Annotated in this window: 18 protein-coding genes; 8 read left to right on the top strand and 10 right to left on the bottom strand. The window is 72.6% G+C overall.

The window, feature by feature from the left end:
• Positions 1 to 37 precede the first annotated feature (37 nt).
• On the top strand, positions 38 to 676 hold the full coding sequence (locus IE308_RS16565) for a TetR/AcrR family transcriptional regulator (protein ID WP_190218548.1): 639 nt from the start codon (positions 38 to 40) through the stop codon (positions 674 to 676).
• Between the two features lie 18 nt (positions 677 to 694).
• Here the strand turns inward: IE308_RS16565 and IE308_RS16560 are convergent, their stop codons facing one another.
• Positions 695 to 1546: a hypothetical protein gene (locus IE308_RS16560; protein ID WP_190218547.1), complete on the bottom strand. Its 852-nt coding sequence runs from the start codon at positions 1544 to 1546 to the stop codon at positions 695 to 697.
• A 241-nt stretch (positions 1547 to 1787) separates the two neighbouring features.
• Between IE308_RS16560 and IE308_RS16555 the strand changes: the two genes are divergently transcribed.
• From IE308_RS16555 to IE308_RS16545, 3 genes are all read left to right on the top strand, one after another.
• Positions 1788 to 2636 (top strand): 3-hydroxyacyl-CoA dehydrogenase family protein, encoded by an 849-nt coding sequence (locus tag IE308_RS16555; RefSeq protein ID WP_110630653.1) that lies wholly within the window; start codon positions 1788 to 1790, stop codon positions 2634 to 2636.
• 145 nt (positions 2637 to 2781) lie between these two features.
• Positions 2782 to 3105 (top strand): STAS domain-containing protein, encoded by a 324-nt coding sequence (locus tag IE308_RS16550; protein ID WP_110630655.1) that lies wholly within the window; start codon positions 2782 to 2784, stop codon positions 3103 to 3105.
• A gap of 253 nt (positions 3106 to 3358) precedes the next feature.
• The gene (locus IE308_RS16545; RefSeq protein ID WP_190218546.1) at positions 3359 to 5905 is read left to right on the top strand and encodes a P-loop NTPase family protein; all 2547 of its coding nucleotides are present in this window, start codon (positions 3359 to 3361) and stop codon (positions 5903 to 5905) included.
• Positions 5906 to 5978: 73 nt separating this feature from the next.
• On the opposite strand, the gene nucS is transcribed toward IE308_RS16545, so the two are convergent.
• Positions 5979 to 6650, bottom strand: coding sequence for an endonuclease NucS (nucS, locus tag IE308_RS16540; protein WP_190218545.1), 672 nt, complete (start codon positions 6648 to 6650; stop codon positions 5979 to 5981).
• A gap of 253 nt (positions 6651 to 6903) precedes the next feature.
• Between nucS and IE308_RS16535 the strand changes: the two genes are divergently transcribed.
• Entirely contained in the window at positions 6904 to 7296 is a 393-nt protein-coding gene (locus tag IE308_RS16535) for an SCO5389 family protein (protein WP_110630661.1), read from the top strand.
• Between the two features lie 83 nt (positions 7297 to 7379).
• On the opposite strand, the gene IE308_RS16530 is transcribed toward IE308_RS16535, so the two are convergent.
• Positions 7380 to 8408: an LLM class flavin-dependent oxidoreductase gene (locus IE308_RS16530; protein WP_110630663.1), complete on the bottom strand. Its 1029-nt coding sequence runs from the start codon at positions 8406 to 8408 to the stop codon at positions 7380 to 7382.
• 233 nt (positions 8409 to 8641) lie between these two features.
• Here IE308_RS16530 and IE308_RS16525 point away from each other — a divergent pair, with 233 nt between their 5' ends.
• Positions 8642 to 8974, top strand: coding sequence for an Rv1322 family protein (locus tag IE308_RS16525; RefSeq protein WP_190218544.1), 333 nt, complete (start codon positions 8642 to 8644; stop codon positions 8972 to 8974).
• 13 nt (positions 8975 to 8987) lie between these two features.
• Here IE308_RS16525 and IE308_RS16520 read toward each other — a convergent pair whose 3' ends face one another.
• From IE308_RS16520 to mce, 7 genes are all read right to left on the bottom strand, one after another.
• Positions 8988 to 9860 (bottom strand): ABC transporter permease, encoded by an 873-nt coding sequence (locus IE308_RS16520; protein ID WP_110630667.1) that lies wholly within the window; start codon positions 9858 to 9860, stop codon positions 8988 to 8990.
• Positions 9857 to 11149 carry an ABC transporter ATP-binding protein gene (locus tag IE308_RS16515; protein ID WP_190218543.1) on the bottom strand — a complete coding sequence of 431 codons (1293 nt, stop codon included), beginning with the start codon at positions 11147 to 11149 and terminating at the stop codon, positions 9857 to 9859. Before IE308_RS16515 ends, IE308_RS16520 begins: the two co-directional genes overlap by 4 nt.
• Before the next feature lie 134 nt (positions 11150 to 11283).
• Entirely contained in the window at positions 11284 to 12054 is a 771-nt protein-coding gene (locus IE308_RS16510) for an ABC transporter permease (RefSeq protein WP_190218542.1), read from the bottom strand.
• Positions 12055 to 12056: 2 nt separating this feature from the next.
• Positions 12057 to 13007, bottom strand: coding sequence for an ABC transporter ATP-binding protein (locus tag IE308_RS16505; RefSeq protein WP_190218541.1), 951 nt, complete (start codon positions 13005 to 13007; stop codon positions 12057 to 12059).
• Between the two features lie 86 nt (positions 13008 to 13093).
• Positions 13094 to 14032 (bottom strand): coiled-coil domain-containing protein, encoded by a 939-nt coding sequence (locus IE308_RS16500; protein WP_110630675.1) that lies wholly within the window; start codon positions 14030 to 14032, stop codon positions 13094 to 13096.
• 183 nt (positions 14033 to 14215) lie between these two features.
• Positions 14216 to 18382, bottom strand: a complete 4167-nt coding sequence (gene scy / locus IE308_RS16495) for a polarized growth protein Scy (RefSeq protein ID WP_190218540.1) — start codon at positions 18380 to 18382, stop codon at positions 14216 to 14218.
• A 242-nt stretch (positions 18383 to 18624) separates the two neighbouring features.
• Positions 18625 to 19065, bottom strand: a complete 441-nt coding sequence (mce, locus tag IE308_RS16490; protein ID WP_110630679.1) for a methylmalonyl-CoA epimerase — start codon at positions 19063 to 19065, stop codon at positions 18625 to 18627.
• Between the two features lie 150 nt (positions 19066 to 19215).
• On the opposite strand from mce, the gene IE308_RS16485 reads away from it, so the two are divergent.
• Both IE308_RS16485 and meaB read left to right on the top strand, forming a co-directional pair.
• Positions 19216 to 20415, top strand: a complete 1200-nt coding sequence (locus IE308_RS16485; protein WP_190218539.1) for an acetyl-CoA C-acetyltransferase — start codon at positions 19216 to 19218, stop codon at positions 20413 to 20415.
• A gap of 56 nt (positions 20416 to 20471) precedes the next feature.
• A complete protein-coding gene (meaB, locus tag IE308_RS16480; protein ID WP_110630683.1) occupies positions 20472 to 21428 on the top strand; it encodes a methylmalonyl Co-A mutase-associated GTPase MeaB in 957 nt (318 codons plus the stop codon).
• The last annotated feature ends 397 nt before the right edge of the window (positions 21429 to 21825 follow it).

The following is a 21825-nucleotide window of genomic DNA, read 5'->3' as shown; positions in this document are numbered from 1 at the left end:
AAGTTTTCAGCGGGCCCAGCGAAGTTAGGATGTGGGCATGGCAGAGGGGCTCAGGGAGCGGAAGAAGCGGCAGACCCGGCAGTACATCTCCGATGTCGCCACGGGTCTGTTCCTGGAGCGCGGCTTCGAGGCGGTCACGGTCGCGGAGATCGCCGAGGCGGCGAACGTCTCCGTCAACACCGTCTACAACTACTTCCCCGCCAAGGAGGACCTCTTCCTGGACCGCTCGGCCGGCGTCGTCGACCGGCTGGCCCGCTGGGTCCGCGGCCGGGACCTGGGGGAGTCCGCCGCCCGCGCCGTCCTGCGGGAACTGCGCGAGGAGGTCGAGGCCGTCTCGCCGCGCGTCGGCCTGATGGAGGGATACAGCCGCTTCATGCGCGTCATCCACGACGCACCCACGCTGCGCTCCCGCCTGTGGAGCCTCCGGCAGGACAGCCACGACAACCTCAGGGCAGCGCTGCGCGAGGAGACCGGCGCCCCCGAGGACGACCCGCTGCCGGACCTGATGGCCGGTCAGATCTGCTGGATCTACGACACCGTGTTCGCGTCCATCGGCCGCGAGATGCTCAAGGGGCGCCCCCCGGTGGAGGTGTCCCGGGAGACGCTTCAGCTCCTCGACGAGGTCGAGGAGCTGCTGAGCGAGCGGGTGCTGGAGTACGCGGTCCGCGCGGACTAGCGCAGCCCTGGCGCGCGCCTACCGGCGCGCCCCCGGCGGCAGCGCGATCGTGCCCATGAACACGCCCGTCGTCTCCGACGTCACCTCCTGGCTGTAGCGCATCTCCTGCCCGCCGTACGGGATGCGGAACACGCAGCGGAAGCGGTGGGCGGTCAGGCGGTACGTCGCCGGGTCCAGGGTGAGGACCTCCTCGGCGCTCTCCAGCCGGATCCGGCTGTCCGGCGCCGCGATGCCCGCCGCCCGCAACTGCTCCAGCGCCGGGGCGAGTTCGCGGACCGCCTTCCGCACCAGCGGCCGGTCGCGCACGGCGGACAGGGCGGCCGGGCCCGCCGCGGCGCGGAGTTCCACTCCGGCGCCCGTCCTCGTCACCGACAGGGGGCCGGAGGCGCCCTCGGCGTACCCCTCCAGCGCGGCCGCCGGATCCTCCACCGCGTTCGCCATCTCCGGGTCCGTCGGCGGGCCGCTCTTCCACCGCGCGTCGCGGCCGCCCTTCTTGACGTACACCGTCCCGTCGACGACGTAGACCTCCTCCGGCTTGTCCGCGCCCTTCGCGTGCGTGGTCCCGGAGGAGTGCAGGGCCGGCGGGAGCTGGGAGCGGTCCACCGTCGCCTCGTAACTCGCCGAGGAGGAACCGCCCGGCGAGGTCAGCGCCTCGCTGCCGCGCACCGCGAACGTCCAGCCCTGCTCCTCCGCCAGCACCGCCTTCGCCCGCGCCAGGTACTCCTCGGGCGTGCGCGGGCCGGGGGCGGCGGACGCCGCCGGCGCCTTGCCCTGCGCGGTCGGCGCGCTCGCCGGTGCGCCGCCGCCCCCGGTGCAGCCCGTCAGGGCGAGCAGGGCGAGGGGCGCCAGGGCGGCGGTACGGGGTCTCACGTGCGGTGCTCCTTCGGCAACGGGGACGGGCGGCGCCCGGTTGTACCGGACCCGCGTCCCTCCGCACCAGCGCACGGACAAGACGGACAGTCGGGAAGCTTCGCCCCGACGGCACTTGACGTGACCGGCGTCTCACCCCATGAGACGTGAAACGCGTTACTAACGCCGCCGCAGCGGCCCTCACGCCCGCTAGTGTCCGCCCGAGAACACAAGGAAACAGTGGGCGGACAGGGGAGTGGGAGTGGCACGGAAGCTTGCCGTCATCGGGGCCGGACTCATGGGATCCGGCATCGCGCAGGTGTCCGCCCAGGCGGGCTGGGACGTCGTCCTGCGGGACGTCACCGACGAGGCGCTGCGGCGCGGCACCGACGGCATCAAGGCGTCGTACGAGAAGTTCGTGAGCAAGGGGAAGCTGGCCGCGGAGGACGCCGAGGCCGCCCTCGGCCGCATCACCGCCACCACCGACCTGGACGCCGCCGCCGACGCCGACATCGTCGTCGAGGCCGTCTTCGAGAAGCTCGACGTCAAGCACGAGATCTTCCGCGCGCTCGACAAGGTCGTCCGCGAGGACGCCGTGCTCGCCTCCAACACCTCCGCCATCCCGATCACCAAGATCGCGGCGGTGACGGAGCGGCCCGAACGGGTCGTCGGCGTCCACTTCTTCTCGCCCGTGCCGATGATGCAGCTCGTCGAGCTGGTCCGCGGCTACAAGACGAGCGACGAAACCCTCGCCGCCGCCCGCGAGTTCGCCGAGTCCGTCGGCAAGACCTGCATCGTCGTCAACCGCGACGTCGCCGGCTTCGTGACGACCCGTCTCATCTCCGCGCTCGTCGTCGAGGCCACCAAGCTCTACGAGTCCGGCGTCGCCACCGCCGAGGACATCGACCTCGCCTGCAAGCTCGGCTTCGGACACGCCATGGGCCCGCTCGCCACCGCCGACCTCACCGGCGTGGACATCCTGCTGCACGCCACCGGCAACATCTACACCGAGACCCAGGACGAGAAGTTCGCCCCGCCCGAGCTGATGCGCCGGATGGTTGACGCCGGTGACATCGGCCGCAAGAGCGGGCAGGGCTTCTACAGCTACTGATCCGGGCGCCCGCCACCGCAGATCACCCTCCGGGGTGAATTCGGTATCGGTTCGCTTACAGGCAGCAACCGGACTGCCGCCGATGCAGTCAGACGTTGCACAGCCACCGTCATGTCGTACGCCACCGCACTCTCGGGGAGCGCATATGCACATCAGGGGCGACCACGTCGAGCTGGTCGTCGGGGGCCGCCTCGACGTCCGCAGCGCGGCGGACGCCCGTACGGTCCTGCACTCGGCCGTCGACGACGGAGTCGGCGACCTCGTGCTCGACCTGTCCGAACTGGACTCCTGGGACGCCACCGGACTCGGGGTGATCATGGGCGTCCACCGGCGGGCCGGCCGCTGCGGCCGGCGGCTGGTGCTGCGCGGCGTACCGCCGCAGATGCAGCGCCTGCTGGTGGCCACGCGCCTGCACCGCATCCTCGCCATCGAGGGCGGACTCGCCGTGGAGTCCCTGCCCCGGGTGTGACCCCCGGTGCGCGGGGGATCCCGGACCCCGCCCGAGACCGGCGAAACGCCCCCACACACGCAATCCTCACGAGACTGTGATGTCTCGGACCGCACGGCACCCCGGACTGTCGGAGATACTGAGCGAAGGTTTACGGTTCGACTGCCCGCCGCCCGCAACCCTCGAGCGGGCACCGGACCAGAAGCGACAGCGCAGTGTGCAGCAAGGCCGGGAGGGGCTACTCCACACGACGCTTTTGGGGGGCTTGAAACCTATGGACCCGAACACCCTGGGGCCCGAGGAGTACGGCCAGGACAGCGACGGCCACGCGCCGCGCCCGCGCCCCTCCAGGGATCCCCTCACACCCGACTTCGGCCAGCACGCGACGCCCGCCCCGGCCCGCACCGCGCAGCTGGTCTCCGGCGACTTCCTGCTCACCGTCAACCCCGTCGACGGCAGCGAGATCGAGCTGTGCCCGCCCGCGGAGCGCCCCGGCCGCCCGGTGAAGTCCACCCCGGCCGAGCGCGCCGAGGCGGACCGCGCCGCCCGGCCGCCCGTACCGCCCGGCCCCACCCCGCCCGCGCTGGGGCTGATCGGCCGCCAGGACGAGCGGGAGCAACTGGTCCGGCTGCTCGCCCGCGGCCGCTCCGTCCGCCTCACCGGCCCCGGCGGCTCCGGCCGCACCAGCCTCCTCGACCTCGTCGCCGAGGACTGCGCCGACCTCGCCCCCGACGGCGTCGTCCGCCTCAACGGCTGCCACCGCACCGCCGGCGAGCTGCTCCACGACCTGCTCTACGCCGTCCACACCGCACCCCGGTACCGCCCGGAACGGGACGAACTGCACGCCCTGGTCCGGGAGATCGGCGCGGTCGTCGTCGTCGACGACCTGGAGTTCGGCGGGACCGCGCTGGACGAGCTGCTGGAGGCCACCCCCGAGTGCGCCTTCCTGTTCGCCGCCACCCCCGACGTCCCCGCCCCCTCGGCCGCCTCCGGCGTCGAGGAGGTCGTCCTCGGCGGACTGGACCGGGCCGGCGGCATCGAGCTGATCGAGCGTTCCGTCGGCCGCGTCCTCACCGAGGACGAGGCCAACTGGGCCGGCGACCTGTGGTTCGAGTCCGAGGGACTGCCGCTGCGGTTCGTCCAGGCCGGCGCCCTGCTGCGGCAGCGCGACCGGCTGCTCGCCGACGCCGAGGCCGCCGACGACCTCGGTGTCTTCGAGGACGCCCGCCCCGCCGACGCCCCCGCCACCGACGCGGACACGGCCCTGCCCTCCCTCGGCGAGGCCGCCGCCCCCGCACCCCTGCTCGCCTCCCGGCTGAGCCCCTCCGCCCGCGCCACGCTGCGGTTCGCCGTCGCCCTCGGCGGTGAGGTGCCCCACCAGGCGCACCTGCCCGCCCTCGTCGGCGACACCCACGCCGACGCGGCCCTCGGCGAACTCGTCGACTGCGGACTGGTCTCCCCGGTCGGCTCCCGCTACCGCCTCGCCGCCGGTGTGCCGGCCCAGCTGGAGGCCGCCGGATACGCCGACGACCTCACCGACCAGGCCCGCAGCGCCGCCCGCCACTACACCTGGTGGGCCGGCCACCCCTCCGTCACCCCCGAACGGGTGTGCGCCGAGGCCGACGCCGTGCTCGCCGCGCTCACCGTCCTCGCGCCGCTCGCCACCGCCCTGCGCGAGGACGACGAGGACGACGACGGCGACATCGCCGTACGGCTCGCCCGCACCGCCGCGCCCGCCTTCGCCGCCGGACTGCACTGGGGCGCCTGGGAACGCGCCCTGCGCTCCGGGGCCGAGGCCTCCCGGCTCGCCGGCGAGGTCGCCGACCAGGCCTACTTCCACCACGAACTGGGCGTCCTCGCCCTGTGCGGCGGACAGCTGGACCGCGCCCGCGCCGAACTGGAGGCCTCCATCGGGCTGCGCGGCGCCCTCGCCGACAAGCGCGGCACCGTCGCCGGCCGCCGCGCCCTCGCCCTCGTCGCCGACCGCGCGGGCGATGTGCCCGGCGTGCCGGTGACCGGGCCGACGGCCGCGACCGCGGGCGAGGAGGTGCCGGATGCCCGGCACGACGAGTCGGCTTCGCCGCCCGGCGGCGTGCCCGCGCTCTACCCCTCGCTGCCGCGCCCCGCGGCCGACGCCACGGCCGTCGTCACCCACCAGGCCACGGGGCCGGACCGCAAGGACCGCGGCGGCCTGCGGGGCCTGGCCCGCCGCAACCTCGTCGCGGCCGGTGCCGGCGCCCTCCTCGTCGCCGTGCTCGGTACGGTCGTCACGCTCGGCGCCACCTCCAACAACGACGCGAACCCGCCCTCCGACCAGGTCGGCGTCAACCCGTCGGCCAGCCAGGGCGTGGACGACGGCAGCCTCGGCGCCGACGCCCCCGCCGACGACGACGCGGGCAACGGCGACACCGGCACCGCCACCAGCCGCCCCACCGACCCGGGCCCCGACGGCACGCTGGGCACCTCCGACGACCCGACCCCGACCGAGTCGGCCGTACCGTCGGACCAGCCGAGCGGGACGCGGGGGAGCGGCGGGGCCTCCACGACGCCGTCGAAGCCGACGACCTCGCAGAAGCCGCCGACGACCCCTACCTCGCCGAAGCCGACGACCTCGCCGACGCCCACCAAGCCGACGGAGACGCCGACGCAGACGCCGACCCAGACGCCCACCGAGACGCCGACGGAGACGCCGAGCACCACTCCGTCCACCACGGACACGGCCAGCGGCGCGGAGACCACCCCGGCCCAGACCACCAGCTCGGCCGGTGCCCCCCAGACCTCGGAGGCGGGCACCCCCAGTAGCTCCGGCGACGTCATCTGACGCCCCGTACAGCACGACAGGGCCGGGTCCGCCGCAGCGGGCCCGGCCCTGTCGTCGTAGCGCGTCGTAGCGGTCAGAACAGCCGCAGCTTGTCGTCCTCGATGCCGCGCAGCGCGTCGTAGTCCAGGACGACGCAGCCGATGCCGCGGTCGGTGGCGAGGACGCGGGCCTGGGGCTTGATCTCCTGGGCGGCGAAGACGCCGCGGACCGGGGCGAGATGCGGGTCGCGGTTGAGGAGTTCCAGGTAGCGGGTGAGCTGCTCCACGCCGTCGATCTCGCCGCGCCGCTTGATCTCGACCGCGACGGTCTGGCCCTCGGCGTCCCGGCAGAGGATGTCGACGGGCCCGATGGCGGTCATGTACTCGCGGCGGATCAGCGTGTAGCCCTCGCCGAGCGTCTCGATGCGGTCCGCGAGCAGCTCCTGGAGGTGCGCTTCCACGCCGTCCTTGATCAGGCCCGGGTCGACGCCCAGTTCGTGCGAGGAGTCGTGGAGGATATCCTCCATCGTGATGATCAGCTTCTCGCCCGCCTTGTTGACGACGGTCCAGACGCCTTCCTCCTCACCCGTGCCCTCCTTCAGCGTGCACGGCGGCGACATCCAGTTCAGGGGCTTGTAGGCCCGGTCGTCCGCGTGGATGGAGACGCTGCCGTCCGCCTTCACCAGGATCAGACGGGGCGCGGAGGGGAGGTGGGCGGTGAGCCGGCCCGCGTAGTCGACGGAGCATCGGGCAATGACGAGACGCATGGTCGGCAACGCTACTCGACGGGCCGGTGTGCACGCGATTCGCCCAGGAAAACGCATGTTCCGCGGTGGCCGATTGTATGCCCAACGCCAAGTCTCTTTGTCGGCATTCTCCTGGTGCCGTCACGGTCCGCGACCTACCGTAGAGAACGGGAGGTCGCGATGCATGTACTCAGCGTGTCCGGTGTTCCGGCATGGCGAACTCCCTTTCCCTGTCCGGCAACCCCTGCTGTGCGGGGGTGCGAGAGGAGAACCCATGTCGCTCGACGTCTCACCGGCCCTACTCGAACAGGCCGAGCGAGGCGAGGTCGACGAAGCTGACTTCGTCGACTGCGTCCGGACCTCCCTGCCCTATGCGTGGGAGATGATCAGCTCCCTGGTGGCACAGCTGAAGGTGGACGGCGGTGCGTTCGCCGACAACCAGACGCCCCCGCCGGACGAGCAGGCACGCGGTCAGCTCCTGCGTGCGCTCGCGAGTGACGCGATCCGCGGAGCGCTGCAGCGGCACTTCGGTGTGCGGCTGGCTTTCCAGAACTGCCATCGCGTGGCGGTGTTCCCGCTGGACGCCTCGGTCGACGAGACGCTGGCGCGCTTCACCTCGGTCCGCAGCCAGCTGCTGAACCAGTCTCCGGAGCTTCGGGACTGCTGAGCAGTGAGCCGCTTGCTTGCCGCTCCGTACGTGGGAGGTGCAGTCGGTACCGGAGCGGCAAGCTCCTCGCGCGGCACGGGTGTTCAGCGCAGCTGCGGCAGCACTTCGGCACCCAGCCGCCGTACGTTCTCCTCCGTCGCCGCGAGGTCTCCCGAGCCCTCCACGAGCAGGGCGAACCGGGAGATACCGGTGCGTTCGCTGGTCGCCGCGAGGCGGTCGGCGCACAGCCGCGGTGTGCCCACCGGGTGCAGCCCGCAGAGCAGTTCGGTGTACGCCAGCGGGTCGCGCATCTGCCGGATCCGGCCGTCGACCGTGACATGCGCGTCGAGACCCTGTTTCAGCCAACCCGGCATTGCCTTCGTCAAGGTCTCCACCGCGTCGGTACGCCGGTCCGCGATCTGGCAGACGCCCGCGGAGACGTGCGCCGCGGCGCGGATCTCGTCCCCGGACCGACCCGCCTCCCGGGCGCACCGCCGCCACAGGGCGACCATCTCCGCCTTCTCCTCGTCCCCCACGTGCATGCCGAGCAGCATCGGCAGTCCGCGCTCGGCGGCCAGCCGCACGCTCGCCGGCGAGGTGCACGCGAGGACCACCTCCGGGCCCTCGGTCTCCGTCAGCGCCTCCGACGGGCGCGGTACGACGGGGACTTCACGGAACCGGAACCGCTCGCCGTCCGCCGCCACCGACGGCTCGCGCAGCCAGCGCATCAGCAGATCGAGTGATTCGGGGAACCCCTTCTCGTACGCCGCGAGGCCCGCGCCGAACACCTCCAGGTCCACCCACGGCCCGCCCCGCCCGACGCCGAGCGAGAACCGCCCGCCGCTCGTCAGGTGCAGCAGCGCCGCCTGCTCGCCGACGGAGACCGGATGCTGGGTGGGCAGCACGCACACCGCCGTGCCCACCCGGATGCGCCGGGTGCGGCCCAGCAGTAACGCCGCCAGGGTGATCGCGGACGGGCAGGTGCCGTACGGCACGAAATGGTGCTCGGCCAGCCAGACCGTGTCCAGCCCGGCTTCCTCGGCGACCTCGGCGGAGCGCACCGCGCGGTGCAGCGCCTCTCCCTGGCCCTGACCCGGGAACTGGGCCGCCAACACGAAACTTCCAACGCGCATGTGCTTGTCCTGCCTTCTGGCTCCGACGCGGAGCTCCCCCACCCGGCATAACCGTCTGACACGTGCCGAGGACACGGCCTGTCGGGTTAATTTGCGGATTGTCTGGAGAATGCCGGGGAACGGGCGGCGGCGCCGGGCCACTTGTGGGGGGCCGGTGCCCTCCGCGTACCCGGCGGCCCGCCGCGTACGCTGGAGACGGCCCGTGCTTCCTGTATAGCTCCGTGAGGTGTCCCGTGTCCCCGCGTCGCAACCGTCCCAAGGGCTCCGGCGGATCGGGCCGGAGCACGGAGGAGGACCGCCCCGGCCGCTACGGCGGCTGGCAGTCCGGCGTGGAGTGGCAGGGCGAGGCGTGGAACGTGCGGCACGTGGCAGGGGCGAGCGCCCAGGGCAAGTCGTACCGCTGCCCGGGCTGCGACCAGCTGATCCCGGACGGCGTCCCGCATGTCGTGGCCTGGCCCGACCACTCGGGCGTGGACGACCGCCGGCACTGGCACAAGGCGTGCTGGAACGCACGGGACCGCCGCACCACGCGGGTGCAGCGGTCCCGTAACGCGCCGAAGTTCTAGCGGATCTCCCGGACTACACGTCCCGCTTCTGCAGCAGGGCGAACGCGCCGGCGAAGGCCGCCGCCGTCACGCCGAGGATGATCCACAGCGGGTCCCAGCCGGACGGGCCGGAGTCGGTGAGGGACGTGGCGTAGAAGACGCTGAGCTGGCTCGGGATCGAGTACTCGAACAGGGCCTCGCGCAGGTCCTGCAGCGACTCCGAGAACATGAACAGCGCGATCACCAGCGGGGCCAGCAGCAGGCCGATCATGATGGTGATGGCGCCCGCCGAGTGCCGGATGATCGAGCCGACGACCAGCGAGAGCAGCCCGAGCAGCGCGATGTACAGGGACACGCCGACCGTGGCCTTGAACCACTCGCCGCCGGACGGGTCCCGGGCGTCGCTGAGCATGCCGACCTGCGCGAAGGCGACGAACGACGACGACACCAGCGTCACCACGAAGGCCACGGCGAAGAAGACGACCGCCTTCGCCGCGAGCACCCGCCCGCGCGAGGGGCAGGCCACCATCGTGGTGCGGATCATGCCGGTGCCGTACTCGGAGGCCGTGGTCAGCACGCCCAGCGTGATGATGCACATGCTGCCGAGCAGCAGCCCGAAGAAGCCGAACGACAGCGGGTTCTCGCCGTTGAGGTCGCCCTCGGAGGCGTTCGCGGCGACCAGCGCGCCGGCCGCCAGACCGATGCCGACGACCAGCAGTACGAACACGCCCAGCGTCCACATCGTGGAGCGCACCGACCGGATCTTGGTCCATTCGGAGGCGAGGGCGTGCCCGAGGTGCGTGCGCACGACGGGGATCGGCGAGGTGTAACCGGGGTACGACGCTCCGGCCGCCGCCTGCCAGGTGGGCTGCGCGGCCTGCGGCGCGGGGGGCTGGTGGGTGGTCATCGGGCGTCCTCGGACTTCGGTTCGGCGTCGGTCAGCGGGGCGGGCGCGGCCGGAGCGGCCTGCGGAGCGGCAGCGGCGGGCTGCGCGGGCGGGGCCGCGGGCTGCGCGGGCGCGGCCGGGGCGGCCACGGGCGCCGCGGGGGCGGCCGGCTGGGCGTACGGGTTCGGCTGGCCCGCGGGGGCCGCACCCGGTGCGCCGTACGGACCCGCCGGCGGCTGACCGCCGTACGGGGCGCCCTGCGGGGCCGTGAAGGGCTGACCGCCCTGCTGGGGCGGCGGCGGGGCGTACCAGCCGGGCTGGCCCTGGCCGGGCACCGGCATGGGCGGCTGCGCGCCGGGCGGCAGCGGCTGCTGGAGGCCGGCCTTCTGGTCGGCGGTCGAGCGGTAGTCGACGGCGCCCTGCGTCATCCGCATGTACGCCTCCTCCAGCGAGGCCTGGTGCGGCGACAGCTCCCACAGCCGGACGTCGGCCTCGTGCGCGATGTCGGAGATACGGGGCAGCGGCAGGCCGGTGACGCGCAGCGCGCCGTCCTGCTCCGGCAGCACATGGCCGCCCGCCTCGGTCAGCGCCGAGGACAGCTTCTCCCGCAGCTGCGGCTCGGTGTCGGGGGTGCGCACCCGCGCGAAGTCGGCGGAGTTGGCCGAGATGAACTCCGTGACGCTCATGTCGGCCAGCAGCTGCCCGCGCCCGATCACGATCAGGTGGTCGGCGGTCAGCGCCATCTCGCTCATCAGGTGCGAGGAGACGAAGACCGTACGGCCCTCCGCCGCGAGCGCCTTCATCAGGTTCCGCACCCACAGGATGCCCTCGGGGTCGAGACCGTTGACCGGCTCGTCGAAGAGGAGCACCTGCGGGTCGCCGAGCAGCGCGGCGGCGATGCCGAGGCGCTGCCCCATGCCGAGGGAGAAGCCCTTGGACCGCTTGTTCGCCACGTCCTGCAGACCGACCACGCCGAGCACCTCGTCGACCCGGCGGGCCGGGATGCCGGAGAGCTGGGCCAGGCTCAGCAGGTGGTTGCGGGCGGACCGGCCGCCGTGCACGGCCTTGGCGTCCAGCAGGGCGCCGACCTGACGGGGCGCGTTCGGCAGCTTCCGGTAGGGGTGGCCGCCGATCGTCACCGTCCCCGAGGTCGGGTTGTCGAGCCCCAGGATCATCCGCATCGTCGTCGACTTGCCCGAGCCGTTGGGACCGAGGAAGCCGGTGACGGCACCGGGCCGCACCTGGAAGGACAGGTTGTACACAGCGGTCTTGTCGCCGTAGCGCTTGGTCAGGCCGACTGCTTCGATCATGCTCCGCACCCATCGAAAGGATCAGGACAGCGGGGCACACGCCCCCGTAAGGGTTAGGAGGATATCCAGGCGCTGACGGTTCCAGCCAAGGGAAAGTAAAACCGCCCGGGTGCCCGCGGGTTCGGCCCGGTCGGTCACGCGTCCCGCTTCTTCAGCAGGGCGTACCCGCCGGCGATCACCACGAGCACCCACAGCGCCATGATCCCGAGCCCGCCCCACGGCCCGTACGGCGTGTCGTCGTCCACCGGCGTGACCACCTGCATGATCTTGCTGCCGGCCTGGTCGGGCAGGAACCGGCCGACCTTCTTCGTGGCGTCGACGTTGCCGAGGATGTTGGAGATCAGGAAGAAGAACGGCATGAGGATGCCCAGAGAGAGCATGGGGGAGCGCAGCATCACGGCGACGCCCATCGAGAACATCGCGATCAGCGTCATATAGAGGCCGCCGCCGAGCACCGCGCGCAGCACCCCCGTGTCCGAGATGTGCGCCCGGTGCTCGCCCAGCATCGCCTGCCCCAGGAAGAACGCGGCGAAGCTGGTCGCCATACCCACGACCAGAGCGAGACCGGTGGCGACCGCGATCTTGCTGAACAGGAAGGTGCCGCGCTGCGGCACGGCCGCCAGCGAACTGCGGATCATGCCGGTGCTGTACTCGTTCGACACGACGAGCACCCCGAACACGATCATCGCCAGCTGCCCGAGACTCATCCCGGCGAAGCTGATGAAGGTCGGGTCGAAGTCGGTCCTGTCCCGCGCGCTCATCTTGTCGAACTCGTTCTTCGACAGCGCCGAGATGAGCATGCCGAGGGCGAGTGTGACCACCACGGCCAGCGACAGCGTCCACACCGTGGACGCCACCGACCGGATCTTGGTCCACTCGGAGCGGATGACCTGGGCCGCCGCCATGATCAGCTTCCCTTCTGCCAGTCGTCGCCCCACTGCCGAGCGGGCGCGTCGGCGTGCGCGTGGTACTCGACCGACTCCGCGGTCAGCCGCATGAACGCCTCCTCCAGCGAGGCCTGCTGCGGGCTCAGCTCGTGCAGCACGATCTGATGCTGCGCCGCCAGCTCGCCGATCCGCTCCGGCTTGCCCCCGTCGACCTCCAGCATCCCGCCGCCGGTCTCCACGACCGTGATCCCCGCCCCGTGCAGCACATCGAGCAGCCGCTCGCGCTGCGGGGTGCGGATACGGATGTACGAGCGGGAGTTCTGTGCGATGAAGTCGGCCATCGAGGTGTCCGCGAGCAGCCGGCCCTGCCCGATGACCACCAGATGGTCGGCGGTCAGCGCCATCTCGCTCATCAGATGACTCGACACGAACACCGTCCGCCCCTGCGCGGCGAGCGACTTCATCAGCGTGCGGATCCAGTGGATGCCCTCCGGGTCCAGCCCGTTGACCGGCTCGTCGAACATCACGATCCGCGGGTCGCCCAGCAGCGCCGCGGCGATGCCCAGCCGCTGCCCCATGCCCATCGAGAAGCCCTTGGTCTTCTTCCGGGCGACCCCCGAGAGCCCCACCGTCTCCAGCACCTCCCGCACCCGGCTCGCCGGGATGCCGTTGCTCTGGGCGAGGCACAGCAGGTGGTTGTAGGCACTGCGCCCCGGGTGCCAGGCCTTGGCCTCCAGCAGGGCGCCGATGTACGTCAGCGGGTCCTTCAGCCGGTCGTAGTGCTTGCCGTCGATGCGTACATCGCCCGCGGTCGGCCGGTCCAGGCCCAGGATCATCCGCATGGTCGTGGACTTGCCCGCGCCGTTCGGACCGAGGAACCCCGTGACGATCCCCGGTCTGACGGCGAAGGTGAGGTTGTTGACCGCGAGTTTCTCGCCGTACCGCTTGGTCAGCCCCTCCAGCTCGATCATGCAGGCCACGCTAGAACGAGGCGGAGCCCTCCGCCACCGCAGTGGCAGAGGGCTCCGCAGGTTTTCAGCCGCCGTACGCCGGGGCGTTACCGGGACTGCTGGGCCGGCACTCCGCGGGAGATCGGCTCGTCGTCCGTGGACGGCGTGCCCGCGGCGGCCACCGCCGCGCCGGTCAGCGTCGCGAGCATCTCGCGGACGTTCGTCAGCTGGGCGTTGATGGAGTCGCGGCGGTTGGTGAGGGCGGCCAGCTCGCGCTCGGACTCCGAGCGGATGCGGTCGGCCTTGGCGTTGGCGTCGGCCACGATGTCCTCGGCCTGACGCTGGGCAGTCTCCACCGTCTGGCGGGCGCGGCGCTCGGCGTCCGTGCGCAGCTTCTCCGCCTCCAGACGCAGCTGCTCGGCGCGGTGCTCGATCTCCGCGAGGCGCTTCTCGGCCTTGGCCTGACGCGAGGCCAGGTCGCGCTCCGACTGCTCGCGGCGCTTGGCCAGATTCGTCTCGAAGTCGGCGGCGGCCTGAGCGGCCTTGGCGCGCGTCTCCTCGAAGAGCGCGTCGGCCTCCTCACGCTTGGACTGCGCGTCCTTCTGCGCCTCGGAACGCAGCTGAGCGGCGTCGCTCTTGGCCTTCTCGACGATCCGGACGCCCTCGTCCTCGGCCTTTGCCTTGCGCTCGGCCGCGAACGCCTCCGCGTCGTTGCGCACCTGCTGCGCCGCCGACTCGGCCAGCTCGCGGTGCTGCTCGGCCGCGCGACGGGCCTCCTCGCGCAGATCCTTGGCCTCTTCCTCGGCCAGCCGCAGGATCTTCTCGACGCGCGCGCCGAGACCGGCGTAGGACGGCTCCGCGTCCGAGACCGCCGCCTGCGCGTTCTGCGTCTCGAGGTGCAGCTCCTCGATGCGCTTTTCCAGAGCGGTGATGCGGGCGAGAGCGCTGTCACGGTCGGAGACGAGCTTGGAGATACGTTCGTCCACCTGAGCGCGGTCGTACCCACGCCGCACAAGCTCGAAGCCGTAGGGGGAAGTGTCGCTCATGGGGTTCCTGTCGAATGAGACCGGTGAGGTGATAGGGGGAATCCTAGGGGCCGAAGCGGTGTGTCATCGAGCGGATACGTGTTTGATCTGGAGAATGACACCTCTTTTGGGTGGCTCACCTCCACAACGCTTGCCAAAGACCTGGGCAAAGGCCCCAGAAGACACCCGAACCCGCCCGGACGGCTAGCCGTCTGACGGCTTGCCACCCGAACGAGGGGCGCCCACGGTGGCGCCGGCCTTGACGGCGCCGTCCTTGCCCGCGGCCGGGGCCTCGAAGGACTCCAACGCCTCCAGGACGTCCTGGACACGGGAGATCTCGGCGTTGATGTCCTCGCGCCGGCGCACCAGGATCTCCAGCTCCCGCTTGCCCTCCTCGACCGTACGGCGAGCCTCGCGGATCGCCTCGGCCTTGAGCTCCTCGGCCTCCTTGACCAGCTTCGCCTTCTTCTGCTCGGCCTCCTTGAGCAGGCCCTCCGCCTTCTTCACGGCGGCGATGCGGACCTTGCCCGCCTCGGAGTTGGCCTCCGAGACGATCTCCTTGGCCTTCGCCTCCGCCTTGGCGAGCTGTTCCTCGGTGGCCTTGATGAGCGCGTCGCAGCGGTCGCCCGTCGACTTCATCGTCTCGGCGGCCTCGCGACGCGCCCGCTCGTGCAGCTCCTCGATCTCGGAGGTGATGCGGTCGCGCAGCTCCTCGGCGCGCTCCCTTATCTGCGTGGCGTCCCGGCGGGCGCCGACCAGCAACTCGTCGGCGTCCGTACGGGCCTTCTCCACGCGGGTGTTGCCCTCGACGGTGGCCTCGGCGACGATCCGGTCGGCCTCCTTGCGGGCCGCGCCGACCATCGTGTCCGCCTGGGCCTCCGCGTCCGCGGTGGTCTTCAGCGCCTGCTCCTGCGCCTCCGCGAGCAGCTTGTCGACCTCGGCCGTGGTCTCCGTGATGAGCGTGTCGACCTGCTCGGCGGCCTCGCTGCGCCGCTTGTTGGCGTCCTTGCGGGCCTCGTCCAGGGTGCGCTCGGCCTCCTCGCGGGCGGCCGACAGCAGCCGCTCCGCCTCCTCGGCCGCCTCCGCCCTGACCCGCTCCGACTCGATGCGGATCCGCTCGGCGTGCGCCTGCGCCGAGCCGACCGTCTCGGCGGCCTCGGCACGCAGCCGCTCCGCCTCGTCGGTGGCGTCCGCGAGCAGCTTGTCGGCCTTCGCGACGGACTCGGCACGGACCCGGTCGGCCTCCTCCAGCGCCTCGGTGCGGACCCGCTCCGCCTCGGCGACCGTCTCCTGGCGCAGCCGGTCGGTCTCGGTGACCGTCTCGGTGGTCAGGCGCTCGGCCTCGTTGCGCGCCTCGGTGATGAGGGTGTCGGCCTGGGCGGCGGCGTCGGAGCGGATGCGGTTGGCGTCCTCGCGGGCGTCCGCCCGGGTGCGGGTGGCGTCCTGGTCGGCCTGCGCCCGCAGATCGGACGCCTCCGTACGCAGCCGGTCGGCCTCCTCCCGCGCCTCGGTCCGCACCCGCTCCGCCTCGGCGGTCGTCTCCTGGCGCAGCCGGTCGGTCTCGGCGATCGTCTCGCTGGTGAGCCGCTCGGCCTCGTTGCGCGCCTCGGTGATGAGGGTGTCGGCCTGGGCGGCGGCGTCGGAGCGGATGCGGTTGGCGTCCTCGCGGGCGTCCGCCCGGGTGCGCGCCGCGTCCTGGTCGGCCTGCGCCAGCGTGTCCGAGGCCTCGGTACGCAGCCGCTGCGCGTGCTCGGACGCGTCCGAACGCAGCCGCTCCGCCTCCGCGAGGGCGTCCGCCATCGTGCGCTCGGCGAGCGCCTTGGCCGCCTCCGACTCCTCCCGCGCCTCCCGGCGCACCCGGCCGGCGTCCTCGCTCGCCCGCTCCCGCTCGGCGTAGGCGTCGGCGCGGACCCGGTCCGCCTCCTCCTCCGCCTCCCGGCGGGTACGCTCCGCCGCCACCTCGGCGGCCGAGCGCAGCCCGGCGATCTCCTCCTGCGCCTGCTCGTGCAGCCCGGCCACCGACTCACGCACCTGCTGGGCGTGCTGCTCCGCCGCGGAGACCATCTCGGTCGCGCGCCGGTCGGCCTCCTCCACCAGGCGGATCGCCTCGGCCTGCGCCTCCTCCACGCGCGTGCGCGCGCTCGCCAGCAGCTCCTCGCTCTGCTCGCGGGCCCGCTCGCGCTCCTGGTCGGCCTCCTGCCGGGCCGAGCCCAGCAGCTCCTCCGCCTCGCGGCGGCGCCGGGCGGCCTCCTCCTGCGCGGCGGCCAGCGTCTCGGACGCCTCCGCGGCCAGCCGCTCGGCGGCGGCCTGCGCCTCTGCCCGCATCCGGTCGGCGCTGTCCTGCGCCTCCGACTTCAGCCGCTCCGCCTCCGCCGCGGCCTCCGACCGCAGCCGCAGCGCCACCGACTCGCCCTCCGCGCGGGACGCGGCGGCGTCCGACGCGGCCTCGGTGCGCAGCCGGTCGGCCTCCTCCTCGGCCTGCTGCTGGAGCGCGCGGATCCGCTCCGCCGACTCCGCGCGCAGCCGCTCGGTCTCCTCGGCGGCCTCGCGGCGGATCCGCGCGGCCTCCTCCCGGGCCTCCGACAGCGCCTGCTCGGCCGCGGCGAGCCGCTCCTCGGCGTCCGTCTGGAGCCGCGTCAGCTCCTCGGCGGCCTCCGCACGCCGGGCCGTGACGGCCCGCTCGGCCTCCTCGCGCAGCTCCCGCGCCGCCCGCTCGGCGTCCGCCTTGACGCCCTCGGCCTGCTCCACGGCCTCGGCGCGGTGCCGCTCGGCCTCCTGCCGGGTGCGCTCCAGGGTCTCCTCGGCCTGCCGGCGCAGCGTCGTCGCCCGCTCGATCGCTTCGGTGCGGACCTTCTCGCTGTCCGCGGTCGCCTTCTGCCGCAGCTCGTCGGCGTCGGCCTTCGCCTTCGCCAGCAGCTCCTCGGCCGTCTTCGCGGCCTCCTCGATCTGCGCCACGGCCTCCTTGCGGGCCTCGGCGCGGATCTTGTCGCCCTCCGCGACCGCGTCGGAGCGCAGCTGCTCGGCCTCGCCGCGCAGCCGGCGGGCCTCTTCCTGCAGCTCGACCGTCTTGGCGCGGTACTCCTTGGTGTCGTCCTTCGCCGCGCCCTTGAGCTGCTCGGCGATGTCGTGCGCCTCGGCGCGCAGCCGGTCCGCCTCGGTCTCCGCCTCGGAGCGGATCCGCTCGGCCTCCTCGGCGGCGGCCTTCGTGGTCCGCCGGGCCTCCTCGGCGGCCTTGTTCAGCACGTCCTCGGCCGTCTTCGCGGCCTTCGACAGCTGGGTGGCGGCCTCCTCGGCGGTGACCGTACGGGCCTTCTCCGCGGCCTCCGTGACGATCTTCTCGGCCTCGGCGCGGGCCTCGGCGATGACCTGCTCGGCCTCCGCCTTCGTCGCCTCGGCCTCCTTGGTGGCCTCGCTGACCAGCCGGGCGACCTGCTCCTTCGCCGTACGCGTCCGCGTCTCGTTGGCCGCCTCGGCACCCGCCAGCGTCTTGGCGGCGGCCTCCTTGGCCTCGGTGACCAGCTTCTCCGCCTCGGACTGCGCCTTGCGCAGCGCCTCCTCGGCCTCCGCCATGCGCTGCTCGGCGGACCGGCTCAGCTCCTGCGCCTGCCGGCGCGCCGCCTCCGACTCCGACACCGTCGACGTACGCAGCTGCTCGGCGTGGTCGGTGGCCTCCTGGGCCTGCGTCGAGGCCGCGTTCAGCAGCCGCTCGGCGTCCGCGCGGGCCCGGCGCAGCAACTGCTCCGCCTCCGCGCGCGCCGCCTCCGCCTCCGACTGCAGCCGCTGGCGGGCCTCGGCGGTCACCCGCTCGGCCTCCGCACGGGCCGCGGCCATCGCCTGCTCGGCCTCCGCGCGGGACTCCTCAAGGAGGCGGCGGGCCTGTGCCTCCGTGCGGGCGCGCAGCTGTTCCGCCCACGCCACGTTCTCGTTGACGTGCGACTCCACGGTCGCCCGGCGCTCGGCCAGCTCCTGGTCCAGCTGCTGGCGGCGGGTCACCGCCTCCTGGTGCAGCTCCGCCTGGAGCCGGGCCGCCTGCTCGGCGTGCTCCTGGAGGATGCGCTGGGTCTGCGCCCGCGCCTGGCTCAGCTCGCGCTCGGCGTCCGCGCGCAGCTGGTCGGCCTGCATCTGGGCATTGCGCAGCAACTGCTCGGCCTGATAGCCGATGTCCGCCCCGTCGAACGCCGGCCGGGACATGATGGTGCGCCGCGCCTCGTGCAGCTTGGCGCGCAGCACCTCGACCTGGTAGCCGAGGTCCTCGGCGTGCTGGATCGCCTTTTCCCGCTCGGTCTTCAGCCGCTTCATCTCGGCTTCGAACCGAGTGAGGTGGTCGACGTCAGCCGCCGGCTCCCGCTCCTGGCTCTCGTAGCCCCGCACTGCGCGGTCCCATCCGTCCCCTGGTCGCATCTCTCCGAACGAGCACCGTCCATCCGCCGAACGGGGCCCCCGGGGAATGGTGTCAGATCGGCGGCGGACCCTGGGCTGCCGCCCCGGCGCTCCCTCCCCGAAACCAAGGCCCCGGCGGTCCCTCCGCCACAGGTGAAACGTGACGCAGGGACCTGGCGCCGCTTGGTTGGGCGGCGACCGCACCCAACCCTACCGGCCCTTATGTACGAGGGTCAGTGCTCGTCCGACTCAACAGGGGCCGAAGTGACCAGTTCCGTGAGGACGCCATGGCAGTCCTTGGGGTGCAGGAAGGTGATCCGGGACCCCATCGAACCGCGCCGGGGCTCCTCGTACAGCACGCGTACGCCCTTGTCGCGGATGGCCGCGGCGTCGCCGTCCACGTCCGCCGTGCCGAAGGCGATGTGGTGGACACCCTCGCCGTTCTTGGCGAGCCACTTCGCGACCGTGGAGTCCTCGCGGGTGGGTTCCAGCAGCTGGAGGTAGGAGGCGCCGCCGTCCGAGGTCTCGTTGATCTTGAGCATGGCCTCGCGCACGCCCTGCTCCTCGTTGACCTCGGTGTGGAACACCTCGAAGCCGTAGGTGGCCTTGTAGAACTCGACGGTGGCGTCGAGGTCGTGGCAGGCGATCCCGATGTGGTCGATTCGCGTCAGCATGCTGTTCAGTGCAGCGCCCCGGCGGTGGTTACGCAACGTGCGAGCGATCACACCGACGGCACGGTGACGGCACGGAGTGCCAGTCAGTACATTCGAAGTAAACCCTCGTTCACTCCTCGGCCTGGCAGGCCGGTAAGGGGATCGCAGCTCATGGCATCTGCAACGAACAGTTCGGTGATCGTCGCGGGCGCGCGCACGCCCATGGGACGACTGCTGGGCTCCCTCAAGTCCTTCTCCGGAGCCGACCTCGGCGGCTTCGCGATCAAGGCCGCCCTCGACCGTGCGGGGATCGGCGGCGACCAGGTGCAGTACGTGATCATGGGCCAGGTGCTCCAGGCCGGCGCGGGCCAGATCCCGGCCCGGCAGGCCGCGGTCAAGGCCGGCATCCCCATGAACGTCCCGGCGCTCACCATCAACAAGGTGTGTCTGTCCGGCCTCGACGCGATCGCGCTGGCGGACCAGCTGATCCGCGCGGGCGAGTTCGACATCGTCGTGGCCGGTGGTCAGGAGTCCATGACCAACGCCCCGCACCTGCTGCCGAAGTCCCGTGAGGGCTTCAAGTACGGCGCCGTGCAGATGCTCGACGCGATGGCCTACGACGGCCTCACCGACGCCTTCGAGAACATCGCCATGGGCGAGTCCACGGAGAAGCACAACCAGCGGCTCGGCATCGGCCGCGCCGAGCAGGACGAGATCGCCGCCCTGTCCCACCAGCGGGCCGCCGCCGCGCAGAAGAACGGCATCTTCGAGGCCGAGATCACCCCCGTGGAGATCCCGCAGCGCAAGGGCGACCCGGTCCTGTTCAGCAAGGACGAGGGCATCCGCGGCGACACGACCGCGGAGTCGCTCGGCAAGCTGCGTCCGGCGTTCTCGAAGGACGGCACCATCACCGCCGGTTCCTCGTCCCAGATCTCCGACGGTGCCGCCGCCGTCGTGGTGATGAGCAAGGCCAAGGCCGAGGAGCTGGGCCTGGACTGGATCGCCGAGATCGGCGCCCACGGCAACGTCGCCGGCCCGGACAACTCTTTGCAGTCGCAGCCGTCGAACGCGATCCTGCACGCCCTGAAGAAGGAGGGGCTGAGCGTCGAGGACCTCGACCTCATCGAGATCAACGAGGCCTTCGCGGCGGTCGCCGTGCAGTCAATGAAGGACCTCGGGGTGTCCACGGAAAAGGTGAACGTCAACGGCGGCGCCATCGCCCTCGGCCACCCGATCGGCATGTCCGGCGCACGGCTCGTGCTGCACCTGGCGCTGGAACTGAAGCGGCGGGGCGGCGGCGTGGGCGCGGCCGCGCTGTGCGGTGGCGGCGGTCAGGGTGACGCGCTGATCGTGCGGGTACCCAAGGCCTGACGCCGCGTTTTCCCGCTGTACGACGTCTGTACGACCTTGATGTGAACGGAGCTGTGATGCAGGACGTCTCCTCGCTGGTGGCCCAGGCCAGGGAAGGGCGGCCGCGGGCCGTGGCCCGGCTGATCTCCCTGGTGGAGGGGGCGTCCCCGCAGCTGCGGGAGGTCATGGCGGCGCTCGCCCCGCTGACCGGCAACGCGTACGTGGTCGGGCTGACCGGGTCGCCGGGCGTCGGCAAGTCGACGTCCACGTCGGCGCTGGTGACCGCGTACCGCAAGCAGGGCAAGCGGGTCGGGGTGCTCGCCGTCGACCCGTCCTCGCCGTTCTCGGGCGGTGCGCTGCTCGGGGACCGGGTGCGGATGTCGGAGCACGCGTCCGACCCGGGCGTCTACATCCGCTCCATGGCCACGCGCGGTCACCTGGGCGGACTCGCCTGGGCCGCGCCGCAGGCGATCCGGGTGCTGGACGCCGCCGGGTGCGACGTGATCCTGGTCGAGACGGTCGGTGTCGGGCAGTCCGAGGTGGAGATCGCCTCGCAGGCCGACACGTCGGTCGTGCTGCTCGCGCCGGGGATGGGCGACGGGATCCAGGCCGCCAAGGCGGGCATCCTGGAGATCGGCGACGTGTACGTCGTCAACAAGGCCGACCGCGACGGGGCCGACGCGACGGCGCGTGAGCTGAACCACATGCTGGGGCTGGGGGAGGCGCGGGCCGCCGGCGACTGGCGGCCGCCGATCGTGAAGACGGTGGCGGCGCGGGGTGAGGGCGTCGACGAGGTCGTCGAGGCGCTGGAGAAGCACCGGGCGTGGATGGAGGAGCGCGGGGTGCTGGCGGAGCGGCGGCTGGCGCGGGCGGCTCGGGAGGTCGAGACGATCGCGGTGACCGCGCTGCGGGAGCGGATCGGGGATCTGCACGGGGATCGGCATCTGCCGACGCTCGCGGAGCGGATTGTGGCGGGGGAGCTGGATCCTTATCGGGCTGCGGATGAGTTGGTGGCGGGGTTGACGGAGGGCTGAGCTGGTTCTTCGGCTGTGGGTGGGTGGGGGCTGGTCGCGCAGTTCCCCGCGCTGTGCCTGCGGCGGCCGGTGCGGGTGGGTGGGTGGTTGCTCGCGCAGTTCCCCGCGCCCCTGAATGCCTGCGGCGGCCCGTTCCTGTCCGTGGTTGGTTGCTGTAGCGCCTGCGGCCGGTGGGTGGGTCGGGGCCGCGCCGGGGGGTATCCGTCCTCGGTGCGCCGCTGCGTACGGTCAAATTCGTGCCGCTTCTTTCCGGCGCCCGCTGCGGGCGGACACCCCCCGACACGTCCCCTTTTCGCCGTACGCGTCTACCGGCCGCCGCGGCTGCGGCAGGGCCGCCCCGCTGGGGTAGCGGGTAGCCGGCGCCGCCTCGCGACTTAGCTGCGCGCAGCCGCACCGC

The organism is Streptomyces griseosporeus (assembly GCF_014656055.1).
GTDB lineage: Bacteria > Actinomycetota > Actinomycetes > Streptomycetales > Streptomycetaceae > Streptomyces > Streptomyces griseosporeus.
This window is presented reverse-complemented; position numbering and strand designations above follow the sequence as displayed.

Bases quoted from the DNA above. Each gene is read 5' to 3' on its own strand.
- IE308_RS16565 (WP_190218548.1), top strand. From the start codon at position 38: ATGGCAGAGGGGCTCAGGGAGCGGAAGAAGCGGCAGACCCGGCAGTAC.
- IE308_RS16550 (WP_110630655.1), top strand. From the start codon at position 2,782: ATGCACATCAGGGGCGACCACGTCGAGCTGGTCGTCGGGGGCCGCCTC.
- IE308_RS16545 (WP_190218546.1), top strand. From the start codon at position 3,359: ATGGACCCGAACACCCTGGGGCCCGAGGAGTACGGCCAGGACAGCGAC.
- nucS (WP_190218545.1), bottom strand. From the start codon at position 6,650: ATGCGTCTCGTCATTGCCCGATGCTCCGTCGACTACGCGGGCCGGCTC.
- IE308_RS16535 (WP_110630661.1), top strand. From the start codon at position 6,904: ATGTCGCTCGACGTCTCACCGGCCCTACTCGAACAGGCCGAGCGAGGC.
- IE308_RS16530 (WP_110630663.1), bottom strand. From the start codon at position 8,408: ATGCGCGTTGGAAGTTTCGTGTTGGCGGCCCAGTTCCCGGGTCAGGGC.
- IE308_RS16520 (WP_110630667.1), bottom strand. From the start codon at position 9,860: ATGACCACCCACCAGCCCCCCGCGCCGCAGGCCGCGCAGCCCACCTGG.
- IE308_RS16515 (WP_190218543.1), bottom strand. From the start codon at position 11,149: ATGATCGAAGCAGTCGGCCTGACCAAGCGCTACGGCGACAAGACCGCT.
- IE308_RS16510 (WP_190218542.1), bottom strand. From the start codon at position 12,054: ATGGCGGCGGCCCAGGTCATCCGCTCCGAGTGGACCAAGATCCGGTCG.
- IE308_RS16505 (WP_190218541.1), bottom strand. From the start codon at position 13,007: ATGATCGAGCTGGAGGGGCTGACCAAGCGGTACGGCGAGAAACTCGCG.
- IE308_RS16500 (WP_110630675.1), bottom strand. From the start codon at position 14,032: ATGAGCGACACTTCCCCCTACGGCTTCGAGCTTGTGCGGCGTGGGTAC.
- mce (WP_110630679.1), bottom strand. From the start codon at position 19,065: ATGCTGACGCGAATCGACCACATCGGGATCGCCTGCCACGACCTCGAC.
- IE308_RS16485 (WP_190218539.1), top strand. From the start codon at position 19,216: ATGGCATCTGCAACGAACAGTTCGGTGATCGTCGCGGGCGCGCGCACG.
- meaB (WP_110630683.1), top strand. From the start codon at position 20,472: ATGCAGGACGTCTCCTCGCTGGTGGCCCAGGCCAGGGAAGGGCGGCCG.